Source organism: Paenibacillus sp. JZ16 (genome assembly GCF_015326965.1).
In the GTDB taxonomy this organism is placed as follows: domain Bacteria; phylum Bacillota; class Bacilli; order Paenibacillales; family Paenibacillaceae; genus Paenibacillus_AQ.
The window spans coordinates 1,275,480-1,293,440 of the sequence record NZ_CP017659.1; the positions used below are offsets into that span (position 1 = coordinate 1,275,480).

Annotated in this window: 10 protein-coding genes; all 10 read right to left on the reverse strand. The window is 49.1% G+C overall.

What is annotated here, in order from left to right:
- Positions 1–112 precede the first annotated feature (112 nt).
- Positions 113–1,765 (reverse strand): response regulator, encoded by a 1,653-nt coding sequence (locus BJP58_RS05620; RefSeq protein WP_233354975.1) that lies wholly within the window; start codon positions 1,763–1,765, stop codon positions 113–115.
- Complete coding sequence (locus BJP58_RS05625; RefSeq protein ID WP_233354976.1) at positions 1,762–3,474, reverse strand: histidine kinase; 1,713 nt, start codon at positions 3,472–3,474, stop codon at positions 1,762–1,764. Before BJP58_RS05625 ends, BJP58_RS05620 begins: the two co-directional genes overlap by 4 nt.
- A gap of 34 nt (positions 3,475–3,508) precedes the next feature.
- Complete coding sequence (locus tag BJP58_RS05630; RefSeq protein ID WP_194543148.1) at positions 3,509–4,813, reverse strand: ABC transporter substrate-binding protein; 1,305 nt, start codon at positions 4,811–4,813, stop codon at positions 3,509–3,511.
- Between the two features lie 219 nt (positions 4,814–5,032).
- The gene (locus BJP58_RS05635; protein ID WP_194543149.1) at positions 5,033–5,974 is read right to left on the reverse strand and encodes a copper amine oxidase N-terminal domain-containing protein; all 942 of its coding nucleotides are present in this window, start codon (positions 5,972–5,974) and stop codon (positions 5,033–5,035) included.
- A 148-nt stretch (positions 5,975–6,122) separates the two neighbouring features.
- On the reverse strand, positions 6,123–6,947 hold the full coding sequence (locus BJP58_RS05640) for a GNAT family N-acetyltransferase (protein WP_194543150.1): 825 nt from the start codon (positions 6,945–6,947) through the stop codon (positions 6,123–6,125).
- 205 nt (positions 6,948–7,152) lie between these two features.
- Complete coding sequence (locus BJP58_RS05645; RefSeq protein WP_194543151.1) at positions 7,153–11,568, reverse strand: S-layer homology domain-containing protein; 4,416 nt, start codon at positions 11,566–11,568, stop codon at positions 7,153–7,155.
- A 183-nt stretch (positions 11,569–11,751) separates the two neighbouring features.
- A complete protein-coding gene (locus BJP58_RS05650; RefSeq protein WP_194543152.1) occupies positions 11,752–14,346 on the reverse strand; it encodes a winged helix-turn-helix domain-containing protein in 2,595 nt (864 codons plus the stop codon).
- A gap of 76 nt (positions 14,347–14,422) precedes the next feature.
- On the reverse strand, positions 14,423–15,025 hold the full coding sequence (locus tag BJP58_RS05655; protein ID WP_194543153.1) for a histidine phosphatase family protein: 603 nt from the start codon (positions 15,023–15,025) through the stop codon (positions 14,423–14,425).
- 263 nt (positions 15,026–15,288) lie between these two features.
- Positions 15,289–15,942, reverse strand: coding sequence for a M48 family metallopeptidase (locus tag BJP58_RS05660; protein ID WP_194543154.1), 654 nt, complete (start codon positions 15,940–15,942; stop codon positions 15,289–15,291).
- 63 nt (positions 15,943–16,005) lie between these two features.
- Complete coding sequence (locus BJP58_RS05665) at positions 16,006–17,565, reverse strand: arylsulfatase (RefSeq protein WP_194543155.1); 1,560 nt, start codon at positions 17,563–17,565, stop codon at positions 16,006–16,008.
- Positions 17,566–17,961 lie beyond the last annotated feature (396 nt).

A 17,961-nucleotide genomic window follows, 5' to 3' on the forward strand; every position in this document is an offset into this window, starting at 1 on the left:
GCTCTCCTTACTTAACATGATGCCGCAATCGAAAACAGCGGCCGAATTACACAAAAAAAAGCCCGCTTCCAGCGCAAACGCATGGCTGGAAACGGACGGCATACAGGCTTTATTAGGGCTTTCCGGCTTCCAAGCTGTTTCGGTATTCTTGGGGCGTCACGGAATAATACTTTTTGAACACCCGAATAAAATAGTTCGGGTTGTGGTATCCCAGCTTCAGGGCAACTTCGAAGCTCTTCAAGGAGTGGTCGGCCAGCAGTTCGGCCGCTTGCTCCATCTTCAACCGGAGCACATAATCACTTAAGTTCGATCCGGTCTCCATTTTAAAGAGGCGGGACACGTGAACCGGATGCATATACATATGATCCGCAATGGCTTGAAGAGAAATATCCTGAGACAGATGGTCCCGTATGAACCGTTTCATCCGGGACACGGAAGCGCTCCGGTCGCTGCGCGTTGCCTGTTCTGCGCTCGACTCCAGTAGAGGCAGCACTTGACCCACCCATTTGCCGAGCGTGGCCGCGGTTGTGCATTGCGACAGTCCCGTTACGTCCGCAAGGGACGCTCCGACAATATCGGCCAGACTGCGTCCGTTCTTGTGCGCATAGGCACTTAACGAGGAGTATATAAAGAAAAAGGCTTCGATTACATGCTCCTGCGATTGGCTGTGCGCGAGCGACAATTCCTTGAGGATCTGCTCAAGCTTCTCTTTGATCTGCTTCCAACTGCCGGATTCCAGCAAATGAGGGAGAAGCGGGGGCTCATAACACTTTTGCAAGGAACGGACCGGATGAAGCTCCTCTTCATCTTCTGCGTAAACGAACATATCACTGTGACTGCCGATATGGCGGCGCAAAGCGAAAAGACTGTCCTGGTACAGCTTTCGGACATCTTCCGGAAAGAAACCTCGTTTTCCTATCAGGACGGAGATCGTTCCTTTCAGGTAACGGCTGACGTTCATCTGTAACTGCGCCGCGAGATGCTTGAGTTCATTTTCCTGTGCATGCCCATGGGGGTGCATCCTGTCCGCCGATTCATCGCTTACAAAAACAAAAAAGACGAGATATCCGTGTATGTCCCTGCATCGCCACAACCGAAACCGTTCCCCGAAGATCTCGTCCGCCATGTTACCGATCGCGTACTCCATGATGGAGGAGTCATAAGGACTCATTTCCGTCAAGCGGTCCTCCATCCGTACGAGCATCAAGGCCGCTTGATTGCCGATGGCGGATTTCATTTCAAGCAGCTCCAGTTTTTCGGCCCAAACGTTCTTCGGTGATTTCATGCCTTGAAGCAGCTGATTCAGAAATTCGCCTCGAATTTGAGGCAGATTAGCTCGAAAAGCCTGAACCGCACGGTTGTAGGTTTCGCTGGACTCACGCTCCTGCCGCAGCGATTCCACAGCTCCGCCTACTTTTTCAAGCACGACTTCGTCGCTGACGGGTTTAAGCAGGTATTCGTAAGTGCCAAGCGTTATAGCTTCTTTCGCGTAAGCAAACTCGGCATAACCGGACAGCAGGATCGTTTTGATCTTCTTCCATCTCGATCTCGTGATCTCGATAAGCTCGAGCCCGTTCATCCGTGGCATCGTGATGTCGGAAATCATAATGTCGACCGGCTGCGTCTGCAGTATTTCCAGCGCTTCGAAAGCGGAGTATGCCTTGCGCACCTCATCAATCCCGATTGTCTGCCAAGGTATCGTATGCGCCAGCCCCTCTACTACGCTTGCTTCATCATCAACAATCAGCAATGTATACAACATCATCCCCCCCTTGCCCTACTTGGATCTTCCCAGCATAATTCTACGCGAAGCCCTCCTGACGGCGATTCCGAGAAGGTCAAACCCGCATGTTTGCCGTACCGGGTGATCAGTCTCTGATGAATGTTCCACAGACCGAATCCCCCGCTTTCGTTCAAAGGCTCCTCGACCTGCCGCTTCAGCTTGTCGATGATGCCAACGTCCATGCCCTGGCCGTTGTTGTCAATTCTGATTCTGCATCGACTCCCTTCGGTTTCTCCGGAAATATGAATCATCGCAAAATCCAATTGATCCTCAACGCCATGAATGACGGCATTCTCCACGATAGGCTGGAGCAATAAACGCGGAATCTCCAGCTGCATCATGCTTTCGGGAACCTCGATCTCGAAGGTTAGGCGCTGAAGTCGCAGCATCTGAATCGTTAAATAATTGTCCACCAGCTTCACTTCCTCTTCAAGCGGCGCGGTCGGATTTTCCAGTCGAGTCGTGTACCGGTAATACTCCCCCAAGTTCAGAGCCATGGCTACGACAGCTTCCTTCTCACCGAGATTTGCCATGTTCTTGATGTAAAACAGGCAGTTATACAGGAAGTGAGGGTTAATTTGCGATTGGAGCTGCTTAAGCGTGGCTTCCTTGGATCGCAAAGACTCTTTGTATACCCGTTCGATGAGCTCCTCGATCTGCTCCGCCATATTATTGAAGGAATGGAACAGATACATGAATTCGTTCTTCGGCACATCCTTCAGACGCGTCATATATTGACCGTCCCTGATCCTTCTTACCGCATGAAGCAGGCGGGAAATCGGACGCTGAACATTGCGGTACAACAACAATGTCAGCAGTAAGACGAGAACAAGCAGGAGCGATACGGAAATGTAAAAGAGGGTGCTGCTTAAAGTGATCGGCGAATAAACGCTGTCCAGTCGGACGAAATCCACCAGATACCAGCCCAAACTGCTGGACAAGACGTAATTCATTACATATTTGCCCTGCCCGGATTGCACGATTCGGCTGCCCTCTTCCCCAAGCTGCATCTCGTTCAGGATGCCGGCCGCCATTTGTATCGTCTCCTCGACCGATGTGCTGTTGGCAATAACAGTTCCGTCAGGTGCATACAGGAAGGGCTCGCTGTCCCCATCCTGTTTCAACCGATTCAGCATATTGACCAGATTCTGGTCGGTGAAACGGACCTCCACGATCAGATCCTGTGAAGAAGCGGACGTTCTCATCCAGCTGAAAAAAGCTTGTCCTCGCGAATCCCGATGATAAGACCAGTTCTGCTCATGGGCATGAGCCAAGTATTCGGCATCATACCTTGCCGACAAGTCGGTAGTCAGCAATTCTTGATACTGCATTACGTACATTAGGATTTGGCTGTCCCAGCTGCTCGTTGCAATCTGCATATTCAACATATCCGTGATCCGCTGCTGGCTGTCGATTCGTTCCATGAGAGTGCTTCGTGAGCGCTCCGCCAGATAACTCTTGATCCCGTCATCATTGCTCGCAATCACCGAATATTTGGTTAGCTGATCGATCATGTTGTCCATCTGACTCATGAAAAACGTCAGTCGGTTCCGCTGGCCCTCCTCCACAGCCGAACGAACGACGTTGATGCTGACCTGATGGGAGTAGGCATACAGCAAAATAATCGGAATAACCAAGACCGCCAGCAGTGTTGTTAGCTTCGCAAACGTACTTGTTCTTAACCGCTTCATCAAAAAACATACCCCCGTGTCAGAGCGATTCGCTCTACTTCTCGCTGTCGATAAGTTCTTGCAATTGAACGTTTGCCGACTCCGCAGCAACCCCAACATCTTCGCCGATGAGTCCCTTCACTACGATGCTGCCGATAATGTCCCGTGCTTCCTTCACGTGAATGACTTTTGGACGATCATAGCTCATTCCGATCGGGATGGATTCATTGATCACCGGAATCAGCTCCTCCGGAAAGCCGGAGATGCCTTCCTTGTCATGCCACAGCGAGCTCCGGGCTCCCGGGTTACCAATCCTCTGGGCTTGCAGCACCATGTCCCGGCCCGAGGCCCACTCGATGAAAGCCCAGGCCGCATCCTTGCGGGCCGATTTCGCATTGATCGCGATGCCCCAAGCGGTAGTGCTGTAGGGCTTGCGGCCGGCATCGCCTGCCGGAAACAGCGCATACCCAATCTTCTCCTTCGCCAGTCCTGATTGCGTGAGCATGGGGTAGATCGCGCTGGCATCGGTGAAAAACGCCGCCTTTCCTTGAGCGAATAACTCCGCGGACTGAGTCCAACTGTAGTTCAGCACATCCGGTGGACCATATTTTCCGAGGAGCCTTACATACCGTTCAATACCCTTGACCGCTTCCTTTGAGTTCAGTACCGCCTGATCCTCATTCGTAAAATTTCCGCCTTCGGAGTATACGAAGGACGAGAGCTGGGTGACGAGAGCGCTTCGCTGCCCTCTTGCAACAAAACCGTAGACGCCACGCTCGGGATCGTGCACCTGCTTGACCGCCCCTTCCAGCTCGTCCAAAGTCTGCGGCACTTCGATTTCTTTTTTCTCCAGCAAATCCTTGCGATAAAATAGAATCTGCTGCTCGGTTGAAAGCGGGACGGCAAGCAGCTTTCCGTTCACCGTTACCGATTCCAGCGCCGTTGACGAAAAATCGGCAAAGTCGTAACGTGGATCCGATTCGGCATACGATTCCAAGGGCGTTAGCCAGCCATTGTTCTCATACAAACTCAGCTCTTCCAAAGGCCGGATCATGAACACGTCGGGACTTTCGCTACCTACGGTCATCTGAACGAACATCTTTTGGCTGAGCTGCTCATTGGTCAACGCTTGAAAATCAACCTTGATGCCCGTCTCCTTCTCGAATTCGGGAAGATGGGCGCGAAGGATATCCGCAACTGGGTTTTTGGCCATATATGCGGTAATCCGCACGTTGTCAAACGGTCGTTCCGATTCGGACATGCTGCTGTCAGCTCCGTTCCTCCCCGCCATACATCCAGCTGCCGACACCATCATGACGACAATCCATAACACCCTACAGAAACGTCCTGCAGCCTTCATAACTCCCCCTCCTGTTCAGTCGGTCATAAATCGATATTAAAGCGTTTACAATGAAGAAGACACTGAAAAAATTTAACATATGGTACACATATTTAGCATCAAGTATAGTCCTGATTCTCATACGGCTTTTCGGCAGACGAAATACCCCTCTTTATCAAAGACTTTATTTAAACAAAAAAGCCGCTGATCACACTCCAAATCAGCGGCTAAGAAATTTACCTATTCTGCTTCCTCTTCATAAACAACAACGGTCTGACTTTCTGATTCCCACTTGACGGTTGCATTCAATGCCTCACTTATAAAGCGTACGGGTACATACGTATTGCCCTTGGTAACGGTAGCCGGGGCATCCAACGAGACCTTCTTGCCATTAACGGTTGCTGTTTTACTGCCGATGAGGAGTTGAATGCTCACCCCGTCCTTCGTGACGGTGATGGAACGCTTTTCAGGATCCCATATTACCTCTGCTTCCAAAGCCTCGGCAATAGCGCGAAAAGGAACATAGGTATTGCCTTTTTTGACAAAAGGCTCGGTGTCAGAAGCTTCGCCGTTCACATACAGCTGAACCCCATTCTTTTTACCTGCCTTTTTGTTGAGCTTACCCAAGGTTTTGTATAGATCCAGATTTTTAAAATTTGCTTGAATGGCTTCTTCTTGCAAATACACAGCGTCAGTTACGTTACCGTTTGTTTCAAGCATGCCCGCAGCCGCTTCTAACGCCTTGTCCTTTTCAATAATGGCTTCCAGCTGTTGTTGTTGCTCGTCCGTCAGCTTGGCCGCATATTCGGTAAGCAAAATATTCGCTAAAACGGCGCCTGCCGGTTTATCTTCTACGTTTTGAATAGCATTTAGCAAACCTTTGTATCCTTGGTGCCCTTTGTTCTTGGCGTCCGCTTTATCGGTGGAGCTGTCGTTTGTGCTCTCTGTTTCTGAAGGTGCGGAATCATCCACTTGGTCTTCTTCTTTGCTGGTCGTAACCGATGCCTCGACTTCATCGATTTGATGCTCTTCATTTCGAGTTTCTTTTTCTTTAGGTCCTTTTGGCGATGCCACGTTACTTGTCTTGCCAGCTGGGGTGTTAGCCGGTTTGGCTGAGATCGTGCCTGCGGCGGTTGCAAACATCAGTGCCGCACTGGTGAGCAGGATGACTGTTTTTTTCATGATAATTCCTCCTGAATGATCAAAAATATACGCACCTTCATTATCGGCAGAATAAATAGACTTCAATAGATATACGTTAAATTGAAGATTCGCAGTTAAAATGAAAAAGTCGCCCTAATGGCGACTTTTCTGCACTTATATCATTTTGTCATTTGCATTCATATTTATAATAATTTTGTACATGCACTGCCTCAAATCCAACCGACTCATATAATCTCAAAGCATGGTCGTTTCTCGTTTCGACTTCTAAGTGTACCGTATAACCGGCAGAGCTTTGCTCTTTAACGACTTGGCGAAGCGCTTTTCTGCCTATGCCTCTGCCCTGATATTCCGGCAAAATGGAGAAACCATAAATCCACGCCTGCCCCTCTTCACGGCTCACCCGAAGTTTTCCAACCGTTTCTTCGTTCACGTCAATCATGAGCATATCCACATGATCCGCAAAACGGTGGTTTTCCATCGCTCTGGCGTCATCCTCGTCCAATCCGAACGCCGTTACGGATAAATGAACGCTCATTTCGAAATCCTCTTCAGTTGCCTGTCTCAGAAGAATATCGTCCGTGTCCTCCAGAGGTGTATGCCGCCATTCCATTTGATGCTCCGAGAATGCATATTCAGCACCTTGTTTATTCAAAAAGAATACTGCCGCATCGGATCCCGCAGGCGCGTTCAGCAAGATTTTCTTGTATCCATTTGATTTTACATATTCCATTGCCAGGTGAAACAACCGCCCAAAATGTCCTTTTCGACGTTCACTTGGCTTTACCATGCCGCATACCTCGACAGTAGAACCAAACGCATACAGACCTAAAAATGCTATAAGTTCGCCATTCTCATCATAATGAAAATAATCGAACGGCTCCGTTTTGCGTTCTCTAAGCATGTCCCAGTTAAGCTTCAGTTGTACATGATCATGAATTTCACACTCTTTTTGCAATTGTTCAATCTCTTGTAGTTGCTGTGTCGTTAACATATTTCCTCCTTTCACCTGTCGCATCAATAAACTCAGTTATATATATTCGAACACTAGCCGGGAGACAACATATTTGTCTGCTGAGTTCTACTTTATCATACTTACATGATGAGGGGGCGTTGACTGACCGCCCACAGAAAAAAGAACTTGTGGCTACATGCCAACAAGTCCTTCTTTTATTCAACACTCGTTAATCCACGCCTTTTTATTTTACCTCGATGGCGCGCCAAATCACGGTAATCGCTTCAGCACGGCTAGCATGAGATTGGGGTTTCAACATGTTGTTGGGATAACCCTTCATGATTCCATAATCTACTGCAATCATCATCGCTTTCCGTGCCCAAGCCGCAATTTTATCCTGATCGGCAAAGGTTTTGCTGGTAAGCGCATCGTCCAATTGAAATGCTTGAACCACCATTTGCGCCATTTCTTCGCGCGTAATGAAATCGTCGGGGCCAAAGGTAACCGAATCGTATCCTTGAATAATTCCGTAAGCATAAGCTGTTGAAATGACTTGCCTCGCCCAATGATCCGTTGTATCAGCGAATTCCTTATTACCTTTACTAGTGAGACCCAATGCTTGAACCAAGATCGCTGTGAATTCTGCTCGACTCATCATACGGTCAGGTCTGAAGCTTCCGTCTGTATAACCGTTCACAACACCTTTTTCTGCGAGATTCTCAATGTTCTTTTGCGCCCAATGACCTTTTATATCGGTAAACGCAACACCGATTTCAACAGGCACAATCGTTCTCGCAAAAATCACAAAGGGAGTAAAATGGTCGGTAGTTCCACTTATTGTCCCTGCATCCCAGTTCATGTTGACGTTATCCAGCGCTACCCATTCCTTCGTATCTTCGTTAAACTGACGGAGATGGAGCTCATGACTGCCTTTTCGTATGGTGTTGGGGTCAAATTTCAGGCTGATGGTTACGTCTTGATCGAATGTTCCGGTTACATCTTTCTTAAACTCAACGACTTTACTAACTACTCGCTCTCCTCCAGACAGAAGAAATTTATCACCATCTGGAAGCGTTAGATTTATGGATAAACAAAATGGTCGATTCAGTGCTTTAGCAGGGATGAGAATCTGTCCCCCTTCAAAAGCAATGGTTCTCCCTTCCAGGTCTACAACATAGACGGTGCTCGGCAGTGAACATACATGGCTAACGTTAGTGAGATTTGAATCGCTTGCTTCACTCGCCTTCTGCGTTATCAAACGATACCGGCTGGACGTCACGTTAACGGCATTACCTGTTTGGTCTTGTGCTCTTACATGCAAGTACCAGTCACCGTCAACGCCGTTTTTCATAAGCGTGGCCTCGTTCGCAAACGGTCTCCAGCCTGTGGCTGGTATGGACGAATCGGTCGTCCACTGAAACTCCAGCGAGGCTTTATCTATACCGCTTCCAGAATCAATTACTGTCACCCTCGGTGTTACCGATGCAACCTGCATTTCGCTTCCATTAGGGTAAATCGTAATCAATGGCGGCGTATGGTCAATCTTCACCATGATGTCGAGGAATAACGTATTGCCTGCTTGATTGGACGCCTCAAATCGAATGTTCGTCTCGCCTTCGCTCGAAATATCGATGGGTGCTTCGTTCTCGTAGACTTGTGAAAGCCCCCCGTTCAGCGTATAGGTCAGATTGGAGATCTCGCTGACTGCCGATTCAGCATAGACGCTCAAGGTTACGCTCGAGCTGCTCCATTCACCGCTCGCATATTCACTTCCGTCCGCCTTCACTAGTGTAGGTGTCAATGTGATTCCGGTTGTGCTGATGCAGACTGTGCGTCGTTCAATCGATTCATTGCCCGCTGTATCGAGGGCTTGGAACGAGATGTTATGAACACCTTCATCGCGGAGGACGATATCAGATAAATAAGGGCTCCACGACACTCCGTCATTTAGCGAATACGTAAATGAAGTGACGCCAGACTCGTCAGATGCCTCTGCACTTACGTTAACCATTTGATTGCTCCATGTGCGATCAACGTATTCCATTCCATCCGCCGTGGTCATCGTAATAGCGATGGATGGAGGTGTATGGTCAACGGGACGTGTCAGGTTATCGACCATTCGATCTGTTAAACTGAGCAACGCATTGTTTGCCAGGTCGGAAATGGTTCCGGATGGTTTATCGTAGGACAGGAGAACTTGCTGGTCTTCTTCAATTGCTTTCTCTACGTTAAAAACAAGCGTATCCGTTCCCGATCCGTTCACCCGAGTAATCGTAGAAAGCTTCCCGTCCGTTGTAATTGCAATTCCCCCGGCGTTAGTGAGATTGACAGCTTCATCAAAGGTCACAATGACGCTGTTCGGATGCCCGCTTTCGATCTTCGCACTAGAGATGGTTGGCGGAGCCACATCCCATTCGAGGTTCGCTGCAATTCCTTGTAAAACAGGAAACATGGCTCCCTCCTGTAACACCCAGATTCCGCTGAAGTCCCACTCGGTCCCGAAGAGGTTATACTGTTTCATTTCTGATGTAACCCGCGGTTCACCTTTGCCAGTATCGGATTGCCCCGTCATTTCCTTATTATAGAAGCTCGCGGTAACCTTGCCGAATTCCCTTCCGATCAGGCCGCCGACTTCGCCGCTGCCGGTTACACTGCCGACGGCATAAGAAGTCTTGATATTACCGATATTCCTTCCCACGAGTGCGCCAACATCAGAACGACCGCTAACGGAACCGATCGCGTACGAATCATTCACCTTGCCGCTCTCATTCCGACCCACGAGGCCTCCGACAAAATCCATTCCGGTAATGCTCCCGGCGGCGAAGGACTGGTTAACTTCGCTATTCATATCATGGAGTCCGACCAATCCGCCGACATTGAATTGACCATCAACTTGACCCGTTGCGTATGCCTTATTAACGAGACCCGCATTCAAGCCAATCAATCCACCGATGTGGCTGTTTCCGCTAACGCTCCCGGTAGCATACACAGCCTCAGTAACACTCCCCATGCCGTTCTTTCCGACCAGACCGCCGACTTCGTGCATTCCATTGACCGCAGCACTCGAGCTAGAACTGCCGATCGTTCCGTCGTTATTCCCGACCAGACCACCTGTTTTGTCTGCTCCGGTAACATTTCCTGTTACATGGACCTTTATAATCTGACTGCCGGGGCCGTTCTGTCCCGACAGCATGCCTGTCTGAAGGCCGCCGGTGACATTCCCGTTCTTTAATTGAACGTCTCGAACCTCACCACCAGAAATTTTACCGAACATTCCGACGCTCATTAAACTGCTCCTGTTGATATATAGGTCTGTAATATCATATCCTTGGCCGTCGAGCGTACCCGTGAACGGAGTGCTGTCATTACCGATAGGTTCAAAGCCGAAACCGTTCCCTGTGCTCGTCGCCCACATATCGGAGCGAGTGTTGTCAGTGAACGTCGTGTCGAAATCAATCCCCTGCGTCAGTGTGTAATTCGCCGACAGATCCATGGCCATCAGTTGCAGTTGATGCGAGTTCCCAATTGCTGCCGACCATTCGGAGCGAAGGAATGGTCGCGTCGAGTCTTCGACCATAAACCAGTCATTGTTGAAATCCCAGCCCGAATAGCTCGATTGGGTTAGTGCCTGTGCAGTAGTGAGGCTGCTCGCGGTACACTTTCCGTATGTATCGTATCCACAGGCGCTATTTAAGCCGACAGTTTCAGCATCCCAAAAACTGCCGCTCAATATCCCACTATTACTCCCAACCAGACCGCCCACAGATTGATCGCGCCCGCTAACGTAGCCGGTGGCGTATGACTGAACAATCGATCCGTGGCCTGTGCTGCCCACAAGACCGCCGACAGCACTTTCACCATGGACAGTTCCCGTGGCATATGACTGACTAATAAGAGCAGAAATATTATAACCGACCAGTCCGCCGACGTGTCCAGCGCTCCCGCTGACGGCACCCGTGGCGTATGACCGGATGATTTCTCCACCTTCATTGTCCCCTACTAACCCACCGACTATAGCGGCGCCACTGATCCTTCCGGCAGCATAGGAATCACTCACCGTCCCGTCATTACGCCCTACCAAACCACCGACATAATCGGCGCCGGTGACGGCATTCGTAGTGTAGGAGGAAGTTATTTTACCGTGAATGCCATTGTATCCTGCCAACCCTCCGACGGTGGCCATATGGCTTCTAACCGTTCCGGTAACGTAGGATAGTTGAATGGTTCCATCGCTACGTCCTGCCAGCCCGCCCACATGGCTGTTTCCTATGATTGAACCTCCTTCGAGAGCGATATGTTCGATCACCCCGTTGGAGCCTACCATCCCGAATAGGCCGACCATGTCCAGCTTGGGCTGATGAATGGTCAGATTGCGGATGGCATGACCCGCTCCATCGAAGACACCAGTGAACGGGTTATTACCGCTTCCGTCGTAGCCGATAGGGACAAAGCCAGCCCCATTACTCCAATTTGCCGTCTCCGAAGCATCGACATCCGCCCCGAGCCTGTAATGAGCGTTCAAATCATTACGCACGGCGTTTAATTGATTTAACGTTGTAATGATGTAAGGATTGTTCGCTGTCCCATCACCGGACATGGGATCATTCGGAAGGGCGAATGCTTGAAACGGGATGATGCCTATCACGAGCAATAATGCCATCAAAATAGAGAAGATGCGTCTCATCTGGTCTTTTCTTCCTTTCGTTATTCAGTAGCCACGATGAACATTATATTGAATTTTTCGCGAGTTCGAATCTAACCCCGGTTATAGGCCCGGTTATAGTTCACACCATAAAAAAGAGACCCGCCGTGCGGGCGAGCCTGCTGTTACAACCTATGATGTTTAACCCTGAAACTCTTGACCTCTTGTAATCGCCTCGACCCGGTTTTTCGCCTGCAGCTTGCTGTAAATGCGGTTGATGTGCGCCTTCAAGGTCCCCATTCCGATACCGAGCGTTTCAACGATCGCCGAGTTGTCCATCCCTTCCTCCATATAACGAAATATTGCATATTCGCGCGGTGTCAGAAGCTTTTCTAATGTTGCTTTGCCTTGTACCGAAGATTCGGCTGTTCCTCCGAAAGCGGACAATATTCTCCTCACATAGGCCAGTGAAGGCGCGTTTTTATCTCGAATGTTCCCTTTTTGACGATGTTGGACATATTCCCCTAACAGCTGTGCCACCAGATGTCCTTTATCAACAAACACACGGATATAATCATCGGGTTTCGCAAATATAAGCGCCTCTTCCAGCTTGAGCAGCGCTTGTTGCGGCTTATCCATCACCTGCAGCATCATCGCCTGAAGCACTTGGATTTCCAAGGCGTCCATCGGACGATGTCCTTTCACCGCGATATGCAGCAATCTCTCAGATAATGCCCATGCCTCCTGGCTGTTCCCGGTCACCATCAACACCCTAACGAGGAAGATATAGACGAATAGCTGATAAACGGATACCGGATCATCCGACGAGACCTTGTAACGATCCCTCCATTGCACAGCTGCGGACAAGTCTCCGGATTCCATTCGCAGACGAGCCATTTCGACATCGAGCAAGATAGGGGCTGCCTTAGCGCCATCCTCAATCGCCCTTCTATAGGCTTCTTCCAGCCATTTTTCGGCCTGACTGATGTCCTGCCTGGATGTGCTGATCCGTGCCAGGAAAAGACTCGCGGGAACGTATACCTTCTCTGGTTGGTAATGCGCCTGACTCGTCCCATGTAATCCCAGCTTCAAGTAATCCTCCGCCTGCTCCAGCTCGTTGCGTTCGTAGAGTAATTCGCCATAACAAACCACGACCGAGTCCTGCAGACCCATTGGTTTCATGAATTCGATCATGCTCAAAAAGAACGTATCCGAAAGGACCCGAGGTAAATGCTGGCCCCGCTTGCCATTGTATGACCTGTATATAGAAGGAGATAGCGGCATATGAGGAGATGCAAAGATCAGATCCGTCCCTGTAGGACTATGCTGAAGTGACAGACGGATATACTCCAGCCCTTTGATCATGTCCATGTCGTATTGGGTTGCTTTAAAGTTCCTGACATAATACAAGTATCCCAAATAGCGATCCTTCTCTTCCGGACTCCAGCTTGCCGAGGAAGCAGCATAATGCTTCTCTGCTAGCTGTAAATACCGTTCCGACAGCTCCAGTTCTTGAGACCACAATAACGAAAATATGTACGAAAAAAAGAGATAAGGATACTGCATAAGCAGTTCCTCGGGAATCGCCGACAACCAAACCTTCATGGTCGAGAATTCCCGGCGGACCATTAAACTTCTCATCTGCTCTAGCAAATGGATCGCTTCCGAATAATAAGTACCAGCCAAGTAGTAATCTATCGCTTCTTCGAGCAATCCCTGCGATTCACACCAGGCTGCGGCCGATTGGAAGAGCACATTCGTCTTAGCCGGATCCAGGCGTCGCTGCTGCTTCAGCAGAAACTCGCCAAATACATGGTGAAATCGGTACCAGTCCCTGTCCTCATCCAGCGGGATAAGGAACATATTGCGTTTTTCCAGCTCCGCCAGCATCCGTGCACCGTGTTCGCCAGCTACAACCTTACATAGCTGCCCGTTCATCCGCTGTAAAATAGAGACGTTCAACAGAAATTGCCTCGTTGGCTTATCCAACGATTCAAATACTTCCTCGAATAAATAAAGCTCGACACGTTCGGGGTTGGAATGTACGTACTTGAAAGCTCCCCTCCCCTCATCTTCATGAATAGACAACGAGATCAGCCTAAGCCCTGTCACCCAGCCCTCGGTCTGGAATTGGATTCGTTCAATCTGCTCCCTCTGCAGCTCCCCCATCTCCACGATGTGGAAAAAATCCACTGTCTCCTGCAAATTGAAACACAAATGCTGGGTATGGATTTCCTGGATCCAGTCCCGACTAATCCATCTCGACTTCAGAAATCCATGGATGCTTCGACTAGTGAAACAAAGATGCACGCAGGAAGGCAAATACTCTATAAAATACGAAACGGACGCCTGGATATCCATATTATGTATGACATGCCAGTCATCCAGTATCAGGATAACCGGCTTATTCAAGTCGTTCAATTCGTTTAACAATGCAACCATAAACGGCTCGTATTGGCCCGGGTTCAGCATTGCGTTTGAAGTACGGACGAAGTCTGACAAACTACCGACAGCCTGCTCGATCGCTTTCATGAAGTAGTTCCAAAATCTTATGAGGTCATTATCCTTGTCATCCAGCGATAACCACCCGACGGGGCGGTCCAGTTGCCTGGCCCAATCACTGACCAGCGTCGTTTTACCGTATCCGGCGGGTGCCGTCACGAATGTCGCCCTGTGATTTAGTCCCGCATTCAATCGCGCAAGCAGACGGGGACGCGTAACTGTTTGATCATGGGGCTGGGGCAGTTTCAATTTCGTTAGAAGCAAGAAATGGCTTTCATCTCTCTCTTGTATCATGCTGCCTCTTTTCGTTAGCCTCTGTGGGCCTTATTGTTGGTTTTATTCTTGATAAAACCCGAAATTCGGATTTTTGTCAACGGGTTAAGTGCGCTGTGTTGGCAAAATCGATTAATGTAAAACGACCATTACAACACCTGATATGAGTTATAGAACATTCTGGGACCAGATTACTTTGTGAAATGATAAAGTTCGGGTGTTTATGGTTCAACTCTTCCTCGGTAAACTCGTTTACCATAAAGTCTGTGATCAAACCGCCATGAGTCACAATAACAACGGTTTCGTATGGATGTTGATGGGACAGCTCTAATAAGCAGGAAGTCAACCGCTCACCGGCTCTTTTTGCGGAATCTCCAACTGGAGGCATATAGTCTCGTTCCTTGGTGCAGCGATTCCACATCTCAACAAACTCCTCAAACGTTTGACCAGGCGAGTCTCCCCAATTCGCACGTTCCCGTAAGCGACTGTCCTCTGATACGGTTATATGAATTGCTTCAGCCACAATCTGAGCGGTCTGCGTTGCTCTATTCAGCGGGCTGCTAATCATTTTATCAATGGACATTTTATTAAAATGTTTTGCCGTTTTACGAGCCTGCTTTATCCCTTCGGGTGAAATGGAAACATCTCCAACTCGCTTTTCTTTTTCAGCATGTCTGACAAGGAAAAACTCTGTGCTCATATCTTCATTCCTTTCATACATCCATCAATTAGATAATCGTTAAATTAAACTAATATCTAATTAGATATTACATCGTTTTGGATTATATGGAAAGACACAACGCCGCAGTTAACGGATAATAAACAAAAAAAACCGCCAAATTGGCGGCTCGGCCTTGCTGCATGTGTTTTTGTTATTGACTTTGATTCGTTTCGTTTGGCCAGATCTCAGCTGCTTGTTTACGTCCATGCTAACGCATTCTGTGAAGCTTGTTCTCCATCATATTATAGAGTCATGGCGTGTCCATACTTCGCCAGGAACGCTTCCTTCGCTTTGTAATCCTTCATTACGCTGCCAACAAGTCGCCAGAAAGAGCGATCATGATTCATGTGAATGAGATGGCAGAGCTCATGAATGACCACATAGTCAATGACCTCAAGGGGCGCCATCGCAAGACGGTAATTGAAGGTGAGATGTTTAGAAGAGCTGCAGCTGCCCCACTTCGTTCGCGACTCCTCAATGGTGAAGGATTTAGGCGAGACTTTCAGCTGCTTCTGATAGATCTTAATCCTCTCCCCGATCACCTTTTTGCAGCTGGCAAAGTAGAACTTCTTCAGCTCATGTTGGAGCGCATCTTCCGTCAGCCCATGGGTCTCAATTAACTCATCAAGCGAATAATATTGGCCAAGATGCAGAAACTTGCCACTCTCTTCGTATGCTTTCACCTTCGGAGCATTTCGAGCAGACTCAATCGCTTGCAGTTGTTTCAAAATTTTATCCCCATACTGCCTTACGGCCTTTATCACGACATCATCACCTGTATGATTCGGCGCCTTCACCGTAACCAGACCTGAAGGATCGATATGGATGGACATCTTTTGGCGGGGGCCGTATTCTACATGACATTCTATTTGTTGTTGTCCTAGTTCAATTTTCATATATTCAGCTTCGTTTCTATAAGGATGTATCTCCATTGTATCAGAATAGAACCGAATCCTCCTCTATTGGGTGGTAGGATTTACGGAAAATTCCGCTGGAGAAAATCGATCTGATCGGATATGATCCGCTCCATTCAAGATATGGGATAGTGTTGCGGTTGGTTTCCGGCCTATGATCAGCTGCTGCCCATCCGTATACCCCTCCTCACGTCCATCGAGCTCTTGTATGAGCACAGAGCGCCAATATCTGATGCGATCTTGACGATCTTCATCCGCAATCGCATTATGCAGTTCTAGCGGATCAAGAACCAGGTCAAAAAATTGCTCCTCACCCGTTTGGGAGAACCAAATGTACTTTTCCTTCCCATCGGTCACCCAGTGATTGGACTGCACCCCTTGTGCATGCTCGCCATGCAGATGATGACGCCAAGTCTGAGTGCTTAGCCCTTCTTCCTTTCCTGCTGAGGCAAGTCTCCAGATACTTTCTCCTTCGACCGTATCCGGTATAGGCACGCCAGCCGCCTCCAGCAGCGAAGGCATAATATCCCGCATTTCCACCACTTGATCCGCCACCATGCCGCGCTGCAAGCCTAATCGGTTGCCCGGATCGTTGACGATAAACGGCACATGGGTGCTTCCTTCATACGGAAGAGACTTCCGGAATAAATGGTGGTCTCCAAGCAGCTCACCATGGTCCGATGTAAACAGAATCACGGTATTCTGCAGCTCGCCATATTCATTCAACGATTGCAAGAAGCGGCCAACTTGGTGATCAAGATGCGTAATGAGGGCGTAATAGGCAGCCATCGCTTTACGCAAGCGGCGTTTCGGTACCAGTCCCCGCCCTGTGATAGGGGAGTACCCTTCCAGTTCGGGGTCCTCCGTCTGCGCCCAATCACCAACCGGCGGCTCCGGAATATCGGCATCCTCATACAGATCCAGATACGCCTGTGGGGGATCGAACGGTGGATGGGGCCTGACAAAAGACATCCACAGGAAGAATGGCTTTCCGGGATCCCGGCGACGCAGAAAATCAATTGACTGTGTTACCACCCAATTCGTCGGATGCTGCATTTCTGCCAAATGCCAAGGACGGGCGACGGTCGATGCGTTGCAATCCAGACCGAGATCAAGCATATCCGCGCCGGGCACTCTCTCACGAAGCCATGGCAAATAATCATCGACTTGATCGTAATGCTCCTGCATCGGAATACTATGGTAATTACGGTTGTGATGCAGATAACCGTCGTGGAGCATGACATTGTGGAACCCCATCAGATTTCGTGCGGGGTAGACGTGCATTTTTCCGATACACTGTGTATGATAACCGGCACCGGCCAGTTCCCCCGGCAGCGTTCTCTTGTACTCCCATGGCACACAGTCCTGGTAGCCGACCCGGCCATGTGCCCGCTGTGATTGCCCGGTGAATATGGCTGCCCTTGCAGGCACACAGGTCGGTGTGGCTGAATATGCACGGCTAAACCGCACACCAGTCCTCGCAAGCTCGTCCAGATTAGGCGTCTCGACGACAGGATGACCCGCTATGCTGAGACAATCAAAGCGCATCTGATCGACTGTAATGAGCAGAACATTCGGCCTTCCCAGATTTTGACTCGAATTCATCACTTTTCCCCCTTCAACTACACCCCGCGCTTTCTTGGTTTTGGTCAACTCCACTTTATCGGGACGGCACCCACTGACTAATAACGCATTGCAGTTTCCCATCAACGAGATGATCTATTGAAAGTATTCGTCCGAATTCATTCAATTCCTTTTATTAAATTCCTATGTCCCTGTTGAAGAAATTGTTGATGAGGATCACCTTATAAGTGAAAAAGAGCCGCAATTTTGCGGCTCCTTTCATTTTGATGCTGGCAAACTGCTCCAAAATCCATTGAAACTATCGCATCTTATTGCGGCGTACTGGGGGCGTCCGATTATCTTCATAGTTCGCGGGCTACCCTGCTTAGTTCCTGAGGCACCTCATTAGCATGCATTGCTAGACAAGCTTTCGATCAG